The sequence below is a fragment of the Chloracidobacterium sp. genome, assembly GCA_016720705.1.
Taxonomy (GTDB): Bacteria; Acidobacteriota; Blastocatellia; order Pyrinomonadales; family Pyrinomonadaceae; genus OLB17.
This window is the reverse complement of record JADKKB010000007.1, coordinates 885158-899936: the sequence shown is the minus strand read 5'-3', so window position 1 is coordinate 899936 and position 14779 is coordinate 885158. Positions and strand designations below refer to the sequence as shown.

The window sequence follows — 14779 nt, the reverse complement described above, 5'->3', positions numbered from 1 at the left end:
GGCAATTTGCCCGGCTCTTTTTTATCAATTGATCTTACTACTTAGGCGGATTTTCTTTGATATAGGTTTCCAAGCGGTTCTTTTCAACGTAATCAGGCTGTTTCTGAAGGAATAATTTGTATTCGGCCGATGCTTTTGTCTTGAGGCCCGCTGCATCGTACAGCGAGGCAAGTCGTAAGTGCACTTCAGCTTTTTCGATCGGAGCCAATTTGAGAGCTTCGTTGTAGTGGTAGACCGCCGAGTTTCCTTTCTTGGTTTGAAGATATGCCTCGGCCAAAAGTATGTGGGCATCAGCCGAGTCGGGGCGTGCCTTTACGGCATTGGTAAGCACTAAAACCGAATCGTCATATTGCTTGCGACCGAAATATAGCTTTCCGAGATTTAATAAAGCGATAAAATAATCGCGTTTCAACTCGATCGCCTTGAAGTAGCAAGCTTCTGCGTTATCGAGTTCATCGTGCTTGAAATATACGGAGCCGAGTTCCGTCCAGGCGAGATAATCCTTTGGGTCGGCAGTCAGTAACTCGTTAAAAAGTGTGACAGCCTGGAGCCTTTCACTACCCTTTGCCGCCTCCAGAGCCTTATTGAATAGTGTCTGGTTATTGGATGTGCGTTCGTATAATTGATCTACAGAAATTACGCCCGGTTTTGCCGGAGCCGCAAGCGATGGCCACGGGATGGATATCTGGAGACTCGCGTTTCCCATAGGTGACGGCGCCACCACTTGTCTCGCCGCCTCATTCCCGTCAACCTCGACGATGACCGTAAGAGTTTCCCTAGGGACGTTGCGGATATTAAAAAAGCCCTTGTCATTAGTCGTTGCACGTTCGAGGACCGCTCCCGAAAGCAGTACAGAGACCGCGATCAAAGGCCTTCGCTTGGGCTGGTCGGTGCCCTGGAGAGTGACGCGGCCGGAAATGTTCATCCGATTGCCACGCTCAGCATTCTCGCCGATCAAAGTCGGAAGTCCGGTGCCCTCACGGGTCTCATCGTCCTGGGCGAATGCGGTAAACGCCGTGGTGAGCACCAACAGTAAAATCGAAATTGAAACGGTAATCTTATTCATACTTGCCTCGTCGAACTCTTGGTTCAATTGCAAGTAGATTTCAATCGGGCGTGAAAGTCAAGATTTTGGCGGGGAAGTCAGCGAGCGGCAAAAGAGTCGTTGCCGGTAATTGCGGCCAAATGGCGGGTGTCGTTGATGGCAAGGACGCGAATATTGCTGCGATTTCGGATCTCAAAGCGATTGATACCGCAGTTTGAAGTTATTAGCCAAGGCGTCTGCCGAGTGCCGCGATGGATCGCACCCAAAAGTTGGAGCGTTAAAAAGCAGATCGCACCAGTGTGTGAATAGATGGCAACTCGCTCGCCCTGGTGGGCACGAATTACCTCATTGACCTTGAGCGTGATCCGCCGGAGCAGATGACGATAACTCTCGCCCTTGGTGATCACGTGATGTATGTTTCGATTGACGAGTGCGTAATAATCCTTAGGATACGCGGCCTTGGACTCGTCAAAGGTCAGGCCCTCAAGCACGCCGACGTGTCTCTCACGAAACGCGGGCGACTGATGTATCGGGAGGTCAAGCAATTTCGCAAGCGGTTCGGCGGTTTCGACAGCCCGCTGCAGATCGCTCGAATAGATCGCCGCAATGCCCTCCTTTGCCAATATGTTTGCAGTCATTTCGGCTTGGCGGCGCCCAAGGTCTGACAACGGCGTCGGTCCGTGACCGCCGAAACGCCCTTCGGCGTTACCGGCCGATTGTCCGTGCCTTATCAAGTATAAACGGGTTGGCTGCATCGTGGTTCGGTAGTCCGAGATCTAATAGATGTTTACGCGCCGACAGCTTCTGATTTTAACTTCTCAGTCTGGTAATGGGTCCGAAGTGTCTCGATAAACTCGTCGAGTTGACCCTCCATAACGAGGTCAAGTTGGTGGACGGTAAGGCCGATCCGGTGATCGGTGACACGGTTTTCTTTGAAATTATACGTTCGGATCTTTTCCGAACGGTCGCCGCTACCGACCATCGATTTACGCTCTGCTGAGAGTGCGTCGTGCTGCTTTTGCTCCTCGAGTTCCTGCAGTCGGGCACGCAAGACCCGCATCGCTTTTTCACGATTCTTTATCTGCGATTTTTCGTCCTGCATCGAAACTACCACTCCGCTCGGCATATGGGTAATTCGGACCGCCGAATAGGTCGTGTTTACCGATTGGCCACCTGGCCCGGATGAGCAGAAAGTGTCGATCCGGAGATCGTTCTGATTGATCTGGACATCGACCTCTTCTGCCTCGGGGAGGATGGCAACCGTGATCGCCGACGTATGGATACGGCCTTGCGTCTCGGTCTGCGGCACACGCTGTACGCGATGCACGCCGGACTCGAAGCGAAGTTTGGAATATACGTTGTCGCCCTCGATGACCGCGACCGCATCCTTTATGCCTCCGACACCGGTATCCGATGTCTCGAGAATATCCATTTTCCAGCCTTGACGCTCACAATAGCGCGCATACATTCGCAATACTTCGGCCGCGAACAAGGTCGCCTCGTCACCGCCGGTTCCGGCCCTGATCTCGAGAATTACGTTCTTTTCGTCGTTCGGATCCTTGGGCAACAGGAGCATTTTGAGCTCTTCTTCGGCGGCAGGCAATTTATCTTCGATCTCCGCGATCTCGACGGCGGCCATCTCACGCATCTCGTCGTCGTCCGCGAGTTCGGCAAGGTCTTTTGCACCTTGCAGATCTTCGGTCATCTTTCTGACTTCGCGATATTTGCCGACGATCTCACCCAAGCTCCGGTGCTGCTTCATCAGCTTGGCATAGACGGACATATCGGACATAAACTCCGGTTGGGAGATCTGGTCCGTCAGTTCGTCATAGCTTTTTTCGATCTGTGCAAGTTTTTCAAACATATTTCAATCTCGGTGTCTTATCGGTACCGCGTCACGCGATCTCGGGTTCTAGCTTTAACGATTCGTCGAGTGCCTTGATGGCAACTTCCAATTGTTCAGCGTCCGGTTCCTGAGTTGTGATATTTTGGAGCCAGAGGCCCGGCAACGTCATAAACTTAAATATCGGCCCGGACTCTTTCTTTGCCGCGTAACGGATAACCTCGTAGGACAAACCGGCCACGAGCGGCATTAAAGCAATTCGCACAACCAGATTCAGCCAGGTGGCCTCAAAGTTGATCACCGAAAACAGTACGATCGCGACCAACATCACGACCATCAGAAACGATGTGCCGCAACGCGGATGCTGACGTTTCTGCTGAGTGGCATTCTCAACCGAAAGGTCGAGGCCCTTTTCCCAGGTAAAGACCGTCTTATGCTCCGCTCCGTGATACTCGAAGACTCGCCTGATGTCCTTTAGAAAAGACATCGAAAAGATCATAAAGATGAAAAACGCCATTCTGATCAATCCGTCGATCAGATTAAACGATACCCACGAGCCGAATGAATCAAGCTTGATCTTCCAAACATACGCCTTTATAAGTGCGAACCAAGTAGCGTCCGCGGCGATAACCGGTGCCTCGGCCCATCCAAGTGCGATAAAGAGCACGTTCGTCAACACAAGCGGTGCAACTATGAATAGCAATACGTTGAAAAGCAGAGCAAATATGATCGAGCCAACAGCACTTGCCGATTGACCGGCTTTCTTGGCCTTTTCGGCCTTTCGCTCCGGCATAATGACCTTGACCGGAGCTTTCAGAAACTGCTCATCCATTGCGCCATCGACCAGTGCCACTGCCGGATCACCGACCTTAACTTTTTCGGCTTCTTCCTTTGCGGCCAGGTCTTCTTCGTAGATCCTTGCCGAGAAATTTAGTGCCTTGACGCCGAGTGCCATCGATTGAATCAACGTCGCTCCACCGCGTAGTACGGGCGTGTTCAGCCATTTGTACTTATCGCTCCACTTCGGCAGCGTTTCGGCCGTTGTGACGATCGTGCCGTCCTGACGACGACACGCGATCGCGTACGCTGACGGCGTACGCATCATTACGCCCTCCATTACAGCCTGGCCGCCGACGATGAGGTCGCGCTCCATTGCAAATACCGTGTGGAGAAATTTAAGTTTACGGGCGGAAAGTCTCTTTTTCATACGTCGAATTTGATTGCACAAGTCCCAAAACAGATGCTTACTGAATTAGAAAGAGTTCGGCGTGCTGTCCCCTATCCCACGATCTCAGAGAGTGCAGCCTAATACACATAATAAACGACTAACGCCGACCCTTTTTCACCTATCGGTGGTGTGAAATACACACCCATATCGATCGGCGCTAGAGGTCGGCGTCAAATTTTAGAGAGCTAATAATTAAAGATTACGATGTTCAATCGAATTCTCGTCTTATTTAGCAGCCTCGGCGGTTCCGCGAGCGTACCGCTTGTTAAAGCGGTCGACGCGTCCGGCGGTGTCAACTAGCTTCTGTTTACCGGTAAAAAACGGGTGACAGGCTGAACAAATTTCAATATGGAGATCTTCGCTCATCGTGGAGCGTGTCTGAAACGTGCTACCGCAAGCACAGATAACCGAAATCTCGTTGTAATTAGGATGAATTTCCTTTTTCATAATCTCACTTCCTTCGCCGTATATAAGCGATGTGCGACTAAACGCAATCGATAATGGTAAGCCAGATCAGTCAACAAGTCAAGGTCCGGACAGCTCAAGCGGGTCGCAATAATCGATGCTGCAAAGAGGCATCTGATAATGGCCGATAAAACGCTTTACCAATACACGGGCAAAGCAACGTGACATTTAGGCGGGACAGTCCGGCGGCATATTTCCAACTTCCGTTGGCTAAACGGCGATTTTCGTGTCGAGCAGCGATTCAAGGTGTTGGTGATCAATTCCGTATAGTTCCTTGATGTCGTCGATCTGGCGTTGGAAACGCTCCGGCGATTTTGGTTCGACGAGACGTGTCGCAGCGAGCATATTGTTTTTTGGCGTGTGCTCGGTATTTACAAACTCAAATAGCTTAGTCGAATATCCGCTTCGTTCGAGTAGAAGCGATCTGAGCCCATCCGTGATCATTTCCGCACAGCGTTCCAACATCACACCGTGTTTTAAGACGTCCTTAAACATCGCCGGCGGCGTGATCTGCGGCCTGATCTCTTGATGACAGCACGGGGCGGCTATGATCAGGCTGGCATTAGCGGAAATGCCCTTGAAAAGAGCCTCATCCGTTGCCGTATTGCAGGCGTGCAGAGCGATCAGAATGTCAGGTGCGGCTACGTTAAGATCGCCGATCTTACCAACAACAAAACTCAGGCCGTCAAAATCGCACGCTTTTGCTACTCCGTTGCAGAGATCGACAAGATCGTTCTTGACGTCGATGCCTGTGATCGTTACGTCGAGGCCCAGGCTGTTCCTAAAATGATCGTAAGCCGCAAATGTCAGGTAGCCCTTTCCCGAACCCATATCGACGATACTCAGAGACTTTTTGTCTTTGAGTTCGGATTTTGCGACAAGGTTGGCCACTACCTCTACAAACTTATTTATCTGTCGCCATTTATCCTGTTGCTTGTCCTTGACCCGGCCCGTGTCATCGGTAATTCCGAGTGCCTTGAGGTAAAAACTGTTCGAATCAACAAGAGCGATCTTTTCGCGATCGTGGCCAAGCGAAGGTGCTTGCTTGAACACGGGCTTTGCACGATTCAGCCGCGTCTTGCCTTTGTGACTGATATCGAGTTGGAGATCGCCTTCGGAAGTGAAAAGGTGGCCGCTGCGAAAACCGTCATCAAGAGCCTCGGCGATCAAGCCAAGTCCGAGGTCGAAATCGTAATTTTTGGCGACGTCGCGCGTTTCACTTCGATACAGAAAGTACAGGCGTACGCCCTTTTTCGTCTCGACCAGACGAATAAGTATCTTTTGCAGATGCGGTTCTGAGCCTTTATAATTTGCAAGCGAGAGCTTAACGAAACTACCTTTCTTAATACTATTTGCGATCTCGCTGATAAAAGTTTCCAAATGTTCGATCATTACAGGGAAAGACTAGCACAACGAGCGGTTTCAACTGAATCTCGCTGATGCCGGATTCCACTTCAGACAAATTATGCTAAATCCATTTCATTTGGCGTTTCCGGTATCGGATCTGGCGTCGACACGAGAGTTCTATCTGGGCGTTTTGGGCTGTACCGAAGGCCGCAGTACTGATCAGTGGGTTGATTTTGACCTCTTTGGCCATCAGATCGTCGCCCATCTCGCGCCCGGACAGACGGGCGTTCGATCGACGAATGATGTTGACCGTGACAATGTGCCGGTCCCGCACTTTGGAGTGATATTACCGATGGATCAATGGGTCGCGTTAGCCGCCGATCTGTCGTCAAAGGACGTTGAGTTCGTGATCGAACCCAAGATCAGATTTGCGGGCGAGGTGGGTGAACAGGCAACAATGTTCTTTCTGGACCCGAGCGGAAACGCCTTGGAATTCAAATCCTTTGCCGATCTCTCGCAGATATTCGCAAAATAACTAGCTCGCCGCTTTGCCGTCGACCATCCGCGAGATCCCGAGTGGATTGCCGTCTCTCAACTCCGCAGGCAATGCGGCTGCAGGGAAATTCTGGTAGCACACCAAACGTGCAAATCGCGTGATCGCGCGTGATCCGACCGCAGTCGAACGGCCATCCGACGTTGCCGGATATGGCCCACCGTGGACCATCGACGGACAAACCTCGACACCGGTCGAAAATCCGTTGAAGATCAGTCGGCCAACCTTGGTCTCGAGGACCGCGACGAGATCGGCGTGATCAAGCAGGTCCTGGTCATCGCCGTGTATCGATGCGGTCAATTGTCCCTCGAGCGAGTGGGCGATACGGAGCAATTCGTCGTGCTCGCTCGAACGGATAAGCAAGGTCGTCGGGCCGAAGATCTCGTCGTTCAGGCTCGGATCATTGAGGAAATCGTCACCCGAAACCTCAAATGCCGACGGATTGACGGCAAAGCCCTCGATGTCCGATTTGTTGTTAAATGCAAAACCAGTGACGTCATCCTTTCGCTTTCGGCTAGCAGACGCGTAGGCGGAACAGATGCCGGAGGTCAAGAGCGGTGCCGGCTCGGTCGACTCGATCATTTGGTTAAAATTGTCGATGAAACGATCCGCCGTATCGCCGGTCGGTAAAAATACGAGGCCCGGTTTGGTACAAAACTGTCCGACGCCGCCTACGACCGCCGCGTGAAGGCCAGCAGCGATGGCGTCACCGCGTTCCCGTATGGCACTCGGCAGGATAAATGTGGGATTCACCGAGCTCATCTCAGTATAGATCGGGATGGGCTCGGGCCGGGCGGCAGCGATGTCCATAAGGGCACGTCCGCCGCGGCGTGAACCTGTAAATCCGACAGCCTTGACCGACGGATGCTTGACCAACGCCTGACCAATATCGTAACCGCTCGAAAATAGCAGACTGAAAACGCCTTCCGGCATTTCGCACTCACGCACCGCCTTTGAGATAGCCGATCCCACCAACTCGGCAGTGCCGGGGTGGGCGATATGGGCGTTCACGATCACCGGGCATCCGGCAGCGAGTGCGGATGCGGTATCGCCGCCGGCGACAGAGTAAGCGAGCGGAAAGTTGCTGGCACAAAACACAGCGACGGTGCCGATGGGCCGCAACATTGAGCGAATATCAGGCTTGGGCAGAGGTTCGCGGTCGGGCATCGCGTTGTCGATCCTCGCATCTACCCACGAACCTTCGTCCAAAACGTCTGCGAACATCCGCAGTTGCGAGCAAGTGCGACCGCGTTCGCCAATAAATCGGGCATTTGGTAAGGATGTCTCAAGCGACGCCCGCTCAATGAGAGCATCGCCGAGAGCCTCTATGTTGTCCGCGATCGCACGCAGAAATCGAGCCTTGTCCGTGCCGGAGACCTTGGCGTATGGAATGCGAGCCATTTCCGCAAGATGCGCGGCCCGATCCAGTTCGTCCGGCGTGGCCGAAGAAAACGGTGGCTCGATGGCGTCACCGGTAGTCGGGTCGAATGCCCGAAATGTGTCTGCCGTCGCGTTGCCGCGGTTAAAACCGATGATCGAACGGCCTGTGAGTTGAATAGTCATATTCAGTTTGAAGAGATGCCCCTTATTCCGTGCGCGATTCCACAAACGCTTACGGGCGTGTCGCTAATGCGTGGTCAATGATCGCCAATGTCTCGTCGAGCTCCGCGCCCATAAGAGCGAGGCGAGGCGGGCGGACGCGGGTGCTGCCCCAACCGACCCTTTCCTGAATCAGCTTGATCAATTGGACAAATTTTGGGACAGTGTCGAGCCGGAGCAATGGCAGAAGCCACTCATAAAGTTCTCTTGCCTTTTCCGTTTCGCCATTCATCGCATAATTATAAAGATCGACCGACTCTTTGGGGAATGCACCGACAACACCGGCGATCCAGCCTGAGGCTCCGGCATTGATCCCTTCAACAATTACATCGTCAACACCTACGAATATCTTGAGCCGATCGCCGCATAACGCTCGGATCGCGGTCACTCGGCGGACGTCCGTCGACGATTCCTTGACCGAGTGTAGATTTGGCAGTTCACCGGCAAGTTCCGCCATTTGTTCGGGTAGAAAGTCTGTTCCGTACGCCACCGGATTGTTGTAAAGCATACACGAGAGCGGTGTCGAGTTTACGATCTGCGATATATGCTGTTTCATCTCCCGCCAGTCTCCGCGATAGATATAGGGCGGCAGCACCATCAATCCGCGGCATCCTGCGGCCTCGGCAGATTTGGCCTGGGCGATCGCATCTGCGGTCGTCATCGACGCGATGGCGGCCACTATCGGGACGCGGTCGCCAACTGACGAAACGCACGTCTTCCACAGAGCGACCTTTTCGTCGAGTGTGAATGTGCCGCCCTCGCCGATCGAACCGTTGGTAACGATGCCCGTACAGCCGTGATCGACCAACCAACTGACGTGACGCGCAGTAAATTCGTGGTCAATGTTTAGATTATCGTCGAAGCAGGTGGTGATCGCAGGCATTACGCCCGTCCAATTTATATTCATAGATTCTCCATTTTAACCGGAAATATCGGTGGGCGCACGGTGCCGGGACGCCATCCGAATAAAAACTCATTTGCCGCACCGCAAATACGGCCCTGACACGCACCCATTCCGCATCTGGTCTGTAATTTTGCGTCGGCGGTATTTCTAAATTCAGTTAAAGTTCCATAAGACACATCCTCACAGCGACAGACGATGGTGTTAAGATCGGCAAGTGTTTTGAGCTCATCGCGAAGTGCAAAGGCGTTATTGAGTCCATCGCCAAACCGCCGTGCCCTGTCACGTTTAGCGAATTGCCGCCGCGCTTTATCAATATCTCCGGAAGCGGCACATCCCGCGATGCTGCCCTCGACGAGTGACGACTCGAGTCCGGCGATGCCGGTCGGTTCGCCAACGCAATAAATATCCTCGAGCGAAGATCGCTGAAATTCATCGACCGAAACCAGTCCGTTGCTGATGCCACATCCGAGCAATGCCGCCAACTCGGTATTTGGCACAAGATGAAATCCACACGCCAGCATATCGCATTCGACATCCCAAGTGCGCCCGCGGCGAGACAGCGTTACGCTCGCTAGTCGATCCACGCCATTTGCGGCAGTTACCCAACAATCGGTCAGATACGGCACATCCAGTAGCCTCGCTTTTAATACCGCGGCTTGAACTAACTTTGATGGTGCACTCCAGAGTCCGATACCGAAGCGGCGTAGTTTGGCCGCTGACGTCTGTTCAACGACCGCGGCGACCTTTGCACCCTTGGCCTTTAAGTATTCGGCGACCGCGATCAGCAGAGGGCCGGTTCCGGAGACAACGATCCGCTTGCCCTTTACCGGTAAACCGCCCTTGGCCAATGCCTGCAAACCTCCCGCGCCAAACACATTCGGCAAGGTCCAGCCCGGAAACGGGAGAAATCGTTCGCGTGCCCCGGTGGCGATAATTAGTTTTTGAAATTCGATCTCAGTGCAGCCTTTGGGAGTCTGTGCGATCAGAGTTCGATCGCCACTCGAGGCAAAGACCTGGGCAGAATTAACTACGGCGATTTCGCCGGAGTCGACCGCGTCGATGATCTGCTTTGCTGCCGGGGACCCCGTCTTTCCAAGTTCCGCTCGCCAGATCTGACCGCCGAGCGTGGCATTATCATCGATGATCGTGACGGCCGCACCGGCCGCCGCCGACAACGCGGCAGAAAGGCCTGCCGGGCCGCCGCCGACAATGAGTATCTCGGTCGAAAGCCTAGCCATCGGTCAAAACCTCCATCCCATCGGCGGCTAGAATATTACAACTGCGTTGGAGCGACACGCCATCGATCGTCACACGACATTCAAAGCAAACGCCCATTCCGCACATCGGTCCGCGAAATTTGCCGCGAACAGAACGCCGAAATGTGTCGGTACCGATGATGAAGATCGCCGCGGCTACTGTCGTGCCATCGGCGACGGAAATCGGTTCATTATTTATCGTTAATGTGATCAATGTTCTTCGAATGTCCTCGCCGGCGAGTACGGTTCGATCGGTATCAATGATTCGCGGCCGAGTATCGCATCGGTGATCAATGCGGCCGTCCCGAGCGAGGTCGTGATGCCCAAGCCTTCGTGACCGGCGGCAATAAATACATTATTGTTCGCGGCCAACTTACCGATGTACGGTAAGTTATCAGGTGTGGCCGGCCTAAATCCGGTCCAAACCCGCGTCACCGATAGAGAGTGAAGGTTCGGCATATATTCAAATGCCCGCTCGGTCATTCGCCGCAGAATATTGTGGTCGATCGCTCCGTCGTCGGCCCCGAATTGACGTGACGAACCAAGCAGGATTTGGCCGGTGCCTCGTGGCTGCGCATTGAATGCGACCGAGTCCGCTCCAGTGCCGTGAGCGGATTTGAGATAGCCGAGTTCGACGAGTTGGTGCCGAGCAAAGCCCGGATAGCGTTCGGTGATCGCGAGATGGCCCTTTCGCTTTGCGATGGCAAGGCCCGGTGAAAATTCTCCTGCTGCAATTCCTGCCGCGTTCACGACGTTGCGGGCCGCGATAAGATCGCCGTTTTCGAGCTTAACGCCGCGACTCGAAATACCCATTGCGCGCGCGCCGATTTTTAATTCGGCTCCGCTCGCCGTCGCACTTTCGATCAAATAACGGGTTGCCCGAGGTTGGTAGACAACACTATCACTTTTGACAAGCAACCCCCCGGCGAGGCCTTGGCGAAGGTTCGGTTCGGCCGCCCGCAGTGAATGCTCGTCAAGTATTTCCGATGCGATGCCTCGTTCGGCGTAAAACTCGTGCTTTCGACGCACCTCTTGCATTTCATCATCATCGGCCGCCACCCAGATCGTTCCGCAGTGTTCAAATTCGGCAGATCCGGGGAGTTTAGGTTCGAGAGCGTTCCAGAGAGCTTGTGAATATCGCGTCAGAGCAAATTGAGCTTCGCTATCGTCCATCACGACGATATGACCCATTCCGGCAGATGTCGTGCCCGAGGCGACGCCGCGTGATTCGATCACGGCGACCTTTAATCCCTCGGCCGCGAGACTCGCGGCACAAGCGGCACCGACGATACCCGCACCGACGATAGCAACGTCAAATGTGGTCATCGGCCGATACCGTAGCGATACGGATCGGCCGCATCCAGAATGAGTTCGAGCTCGGCTGTGACGTGTGCCGTCCCGCTGATGATCGGAATGATCACATCCCCAACGAGTTTGACACTGCCTTCGAAAATGCTGCCGACCAGGCTTTCCTGTCGCCACACGTCGCCCTCCCGGAGTTTGCCGTCGGCGTACAGACAGGCGAGTTTGGCACTCGTTCCGGTTCCGCACGGGGAGCGATCATATTCGAGGCCGGGACAGAGTACGAAATTCCGGCTGTCGGCGTTCGGGCTTGGGGCAAAAAGCTCAATATGATCGATGTCGGCACCGTCAGCACCGGTGATGCCGGCGGCGGTGAGGGCGTTTCGCACCGCGACGGCGAAATCAGTAAGGGGTGCAAGATGTGATGGTTCGACCGATAGGTGATGGTCGCCGATCAGAAAGAACCAGTTGCCGCCATATGCGATATCGCCCGTAACGGGTCCAAAGTCGGGAACATCTACTGCAACGTCTTTGGCGTGACGATAGCTTGCAACATTGGTGATAGTGACCGATTCGTCGCGGTTCAGAGTTGCCTCGACCGCACCGGCGGGGGTTTCGATCAGATGTGTACCGAATGAGATCTTGCCCAAATGTTCGAGTGTCTTGATGAGCCCGATCGTGCCGTGACCGCACATCCCGAGATATCCGACGTTGTTAAAATAGATAACGCCCGCCGCCGCACGTGGATCGACCGGATCGCAGAGCAGCGCACCGACTACCGCATCGTGTCCGCGGGGTTCGCAGACGACTGCCGATCTAAGATGATCGTGATCGCGGCGAAATATCTCGAGTCGATCAGCCATCGACCCACTGCCCAACGAAGGAAAGCCGCCGATCACCACGCGGGTCGGTTCGCCGCCCGTGTGAGAGTCGATCGCAGTCAACCTATTACTTGGTGTGTCTGACATAACATCAATCGAAATATACCATTGAAACGCGGACAGATAAAACGTAAGGCGGACAAGGTCAAAAATGGACCTTCTGATCGGGCTGATCCGAGTGAAATTATGTTAATCTGAGGTTCAATTCTGATATGAAAACCGCATTGATCCATCATCCGATCTACCAAAAACACGATACCGGCCCCGGGCATCCGGAAACGCCGCAGCGATACACCGCGATTATGGAAGCACTGCGCGGCGACACCGAGCTGTGGAAAAGCCTGGCCGAGATCACACCGGAAAAGGCATCGAAAGGCTTGATCCAGGCCGTGCATACCGCACAACATTTCAAGCGTGTCGAGGGCGCGGTCGAAAACGGCCTCGACCGCCTCGATGCCGATACGACCATCTCGATGAAGTCGTTCGATGCCTCGCTGTTTGCCGCCGGCGGAGCGTGTGCCGCTGTCGATGCTGTGATGCAAGGCGTAGCACGCAACGCGTTTGTGGCCGCCAGGCCGCCCGGGCATCACGCAACCGGAGAACACTCAATGGGGTTTTGCATATTCAACAATGTCGCTGTCGCCGCAAGGTACGCTCAAAATAATTACAAAGACGTCGAACGTGTCGCGATCATCGATTGGGACGTGCATCATGGCAATGGGACGCAGGGAATATTCTACGTCGAACCGACCGTCCATTTCTTTTCGATGCACCAATATCCGTGGTATCCCGGGACCGGGGCACGCGGTGAGACCGGTCACGGGCGGGGCCTGGGATCAACACTAAATGTACCGGTCAAAGCTAATACTCAAGCAGAGGAACAGCGAAGAATGTTTGACGGTGCACTCGAGGATATATCGAGGCGATTCACGCCTGATCTGATATTTATCTCAGCCGGGTTTGACGGCCATTTGACCGATCCGCTCGGTCAACTTCGGCTGGAAGATAGTGACTTTGTTTCGATGACCGCCTCTGTAATGCAATGGGCGGACGACGTTTGCGGCGGCCGCGTCGTATCGTGTCTCGAGGGTGGTTACAATCTCTCGACTATTGGTGAGACCGTGCGGAATCACGTCGCTGAACTCAGCCGTTCATAATGAATATGGAATATGCTAAACTTGCCTCACATCAACATTTTGACCAATTGAGAAGGGGGCAATGCCGTGCCGGACATCCAAATTCCTTGTATCCAATGCCGAGAGATATTTGTTTTTTCTGAGAAAGATCAGGATATTTTTTACCAACGCAATATGATGCCGCCGCAACGCTGCACGGCGTGCAGATCTAAGAAGTCGGCGCAACGGGTTGACGCTCCAAGTAAGTTCGACATCGTATGCGATCATTGCGGCAAGCACGATCAGGTGCCGTTTCAGCCAAAGGTAGGACGTTCTGTACTATGCCGGGAATGTCACGAAGCAAGCCGCTCGCGCAACCGCCATTGATCGGCATTGGCGGCCTTTCCGACAGCGATATTGATCAATAACATTCAACTAGTATGGGATTTGAGACCGTAGATTACGCTTTTGACGGCCGCGTCGCGACCGTTACGTTGAATCGGCCCGAGGCACTCAACGCGCTCTCGTTGCAATTGACCGTCGACCTGCTGGCCGCGTGCCGCAAAGCCGCGGACGACCGTGCAAGAGCGGTAGTTTTGACGGGGAACGGGCGGGCATTTTGCTCAGGCGGCGATCTGCGGGAAATGCAGTCTATGTGGCAAAGGGAAGGCCGCATTGAGGCGTTTCTCGAGGATCCGCTGGCTGCACTTCACGGCGTTATCAAATTTATACGCGAGACTCCGGTCCCATTTATTGCGGCCGTAAACGGCGTTTGTGCGGGAGCAGGAACCAACTTTGCGCTTGCTTGTGACCTGATCGTCGCGGCCGATAATGCAACGTTTAACGAGGCATTTGTTCGCATAGGGCTTTCGCCCGACTGCGGGGGCACATTCTTTTTGCCACGGGCTGTAGGCGAAAAGCTTGCGGCGGAGCTATTTATGCTCGGCGGCACTGTCGATGCCGCCCGTGCTCTGCAGATCGGTATGATAAATCGAGTTGTGGCGGACGAAAGTTTATTGGACGAGGCCCATGCCCTCGCCGCCAAACTCGCGGCCGGCCCGACCGGGTCGATCGGCCGGATCAAACGAATGCTGAACGCATCGTATTCGAATGATCTTGACGCTCAACTCGCTCTCGAACACGAATGTCAGCTCGAATCAGGTCGTGCCGACGACTTTCGCGAAGGCGTCACCGCATTTTTCGAAAAGCGCCCGGCCGATTTCCAGGGTAAATAGAATTAA

Annotated in this window: 16 protein-coding genes; 4 read left to right on the top strand and 12 right to left on the bottom strand. The window is 53.9% G+C overall.

Going from position 1 to position 14779, the window contains the following annotated elements; genetic code table 11:
* Positions 1–37: 37 nt before the first annotated feature.
* From IPQ00_11300 to IPQ00_11275, 6 genes are all read right to left on the bottom strand, one after another.
* On the bottom strand, positions 38–1066 hold the full coding sequence (locus IPQ00_11300) for a tetratricopeptide repeat protein (GenBank protein ID MBL0241142.1): 1029 nt from the start codon (positions 1064–1066) through the stop codon (positions 38–40).
* A 77-nt stretch (positions 1067–1143) separates the two neighbouring features.
* Positions 1144–1800: a histidine phosphatase family protein gene (locus tag IPQ00_11295; protein ID MBL0241141.1), complete on the bottom strand. Its 657-nt coding sequence runs from the start codon at positions 1798–1800 to the stop codon at positions 1144–1146.
* Positions 1801–1832: 32 nt separating this feature from the next.
* On the bottom strand, positions 1833–2909 hold the full coding sequence (gene prfA, locus IPQ00_11290) for a peptide chain release factor 1 (GenBank protein ID MBL0241140.1): 1077 nt from the start codon (positions 2907–2909) through the stop codon (positions 1833–1835).
* A gap of 31 nt (positions 2910–2940) precedes the next feature.
* On the bottom strand, positions 2941–4095 hold the full coding sequence (locus IPQ00_11285; protein ID MBL0241139.1) for a DUF1385 domain-containing protein: 1155 nt from the start codon (positions 4093–4095) through the stop codon (positions 2941–2943).
* 246 nt (positions 4096–4341) lie between these two features.
* Positions 4342–4563 (bottom strand): 50S ribosomal protein L31, encoded by a 222-nt coding sequence (gene rpmE / locus IPQ00_11280; protein ID MBL0241138.1) that lies wholly within the window; start codon positions 4561–4563, stop codon positions 4342–4344.
* Positions 4564–4791: 228 nt separating this feature from the next.
* Complete coding sequence (locus IPQ00_11275; protein MBL0241137.1) at positions 4792–5973, bottom strand: SAM-dependent methyltransferase; 1182 nt, start codon at positions 5971–5973, stop codon at positions 4792–4794.
* A gap of 73 nt (positions 5974–6046) precedes the next feature.
* Between IPQ00_11275 and IPQ00_11270 the strand changes: the two genes are divergently transcribed.
* A complete protein-coding gene (locus IPQ00_11270; GenBank protein MBL0241136.1) occupies positions 6047–6463 on the top strand; it encodes a VOC family protein in 417 nt (138 codons plus the stop codon).
* On the opposite strand, the gene IPQ00_11265 is transcribed toward IPQ00_11270, so the two are convergent.
* From IPQ00_11265 to IPQ00_11240, 6 genes are read right to left on the bottom strand one after another with little or no spacing between them, the layout of a single operon-like run.
* Positions 6464–8044 carry an aldehyde dehydrogenase (NADP(+)) gene (locus IPQ00_11265; GenBank protein ID MBL0241135.1) on the bottom strand — a complete coding sequence of 527 codons (1581 nt, stop codon included), beginning with the start codon at positions 8042–8044 and terminating at the stop codon, positions 6464–6466.
* A 49-nt stretch (positions 8045–8093) separates the two neighbouring features.
* Positions 8094–8987 carry a dihydrodipicolinate synthase family protein gene (locus IPQ00_11260; GenBank protein MBL0241134.1) on the bottom strand — a complete coding sequence of 298 codons (894 nt, stop codon included), beginning with the start codon at positions 8985–8987 and terminating at the stop codon, positions 8094–8096.
* A complete protein-coding gene (locus IPQ00_11255) occupies positions 8984–10222 on the bottom strand; it encodes an FAD-dependent oxidoreductase (GenBank protein ID MBL0241133.1) in 1239 nt (412 codons plus the stop codon). The genes IPQ00_11260 and IPQ00_11255 overlap by 4 nt, the downstream gene beginning before the upstream one ends.
* Positions 10215–10454: a (2Fe-2S)-binding protein gene (locus tag IPQ00_11250; GenBank protein ID MBL0241132.1), complete on the bottom strand. Its 240-nt coding sequence runs from the start codon at positions 10452–10454 to the stop codon at positions 10215–10217. Before IPQ00_11250 ends, IPQ00_11255 begins: the two co-directional genes overlap by 8 nt.
* A complete protein-coding gene (locus IPQ00_11245) occupies positions 10451–11566 on the bottom strand; it encodes an FAD-binding oxidoreductase (protein MBL0241131.1) in 1116 nt (371 codons plus the stop codon). The genes IPQ00_11250 and IPQ00_11245 overlap by 4 nt, the downstream gene beginning before the upstream one ends.
* Positions 11563–12510 (bottom strand): 4-hydroxyproline epimerase, encoded by a 948-nt coding sequence (locus tag IPQ00_11240; GenBank protein ID MBL0241130.1) that lies wholly within the window; start codon positions 12508–12510, stop codon positions 11563–11565. Before IPQ00_11240 ends, IPQ00_11245 begins: the two co-directional genes overlap by 4 nt.
* 125 nt (positions 12511–12635) lie before the next feature.
* On the opposite strand from IPQ00_11240, the gene IPQ00_11235 reads away from it, so the two are divergent.
* The 3 genes from IPQ00_11235 to IPQ00_11225 all read left to right on the top strand — a co-directional run bounded on the left by IPQ00_11235 (position 12636) and on the right by IPQ00_11225 (position 14773).
* Positions 12636–13580 carry a histone deacetylase gene (locus tag IPQ00_11235; protein MBL0241129.1) on the top strand — a complete coding sequence of 315 codons (945 nt, stop codon included), beginning with the start codon at positions 12636–12638 and terminating at the stop codon, positions 13578–13580.
* Between the two features lie 66 nt (positions 13581–13646).
* On the top strand, positions 13647–13925 hold the full coding sequence (locus IPQ00_11230) for a zinc-ribbon domain containing protein (GenBank protein MBL0241128.1): 279 nt from the start codon (positions 13647–13649) through the stop codon (positions 13923–13925).
* A gap of 53 nt (positions 13926–13978) precedes the next feature.
* Complete coding sequence (locus IPQ00_11225) at positions 13979–14773, top strand: enoyl-CoA hydratase/isomerase family protein (protein MBL0241127.1); 795 nt, start codon at positions 13979–13981, stop codon at positions 14771–14773.
* Positions 14774–14779 lie beyond the last annotated feature (6 nt).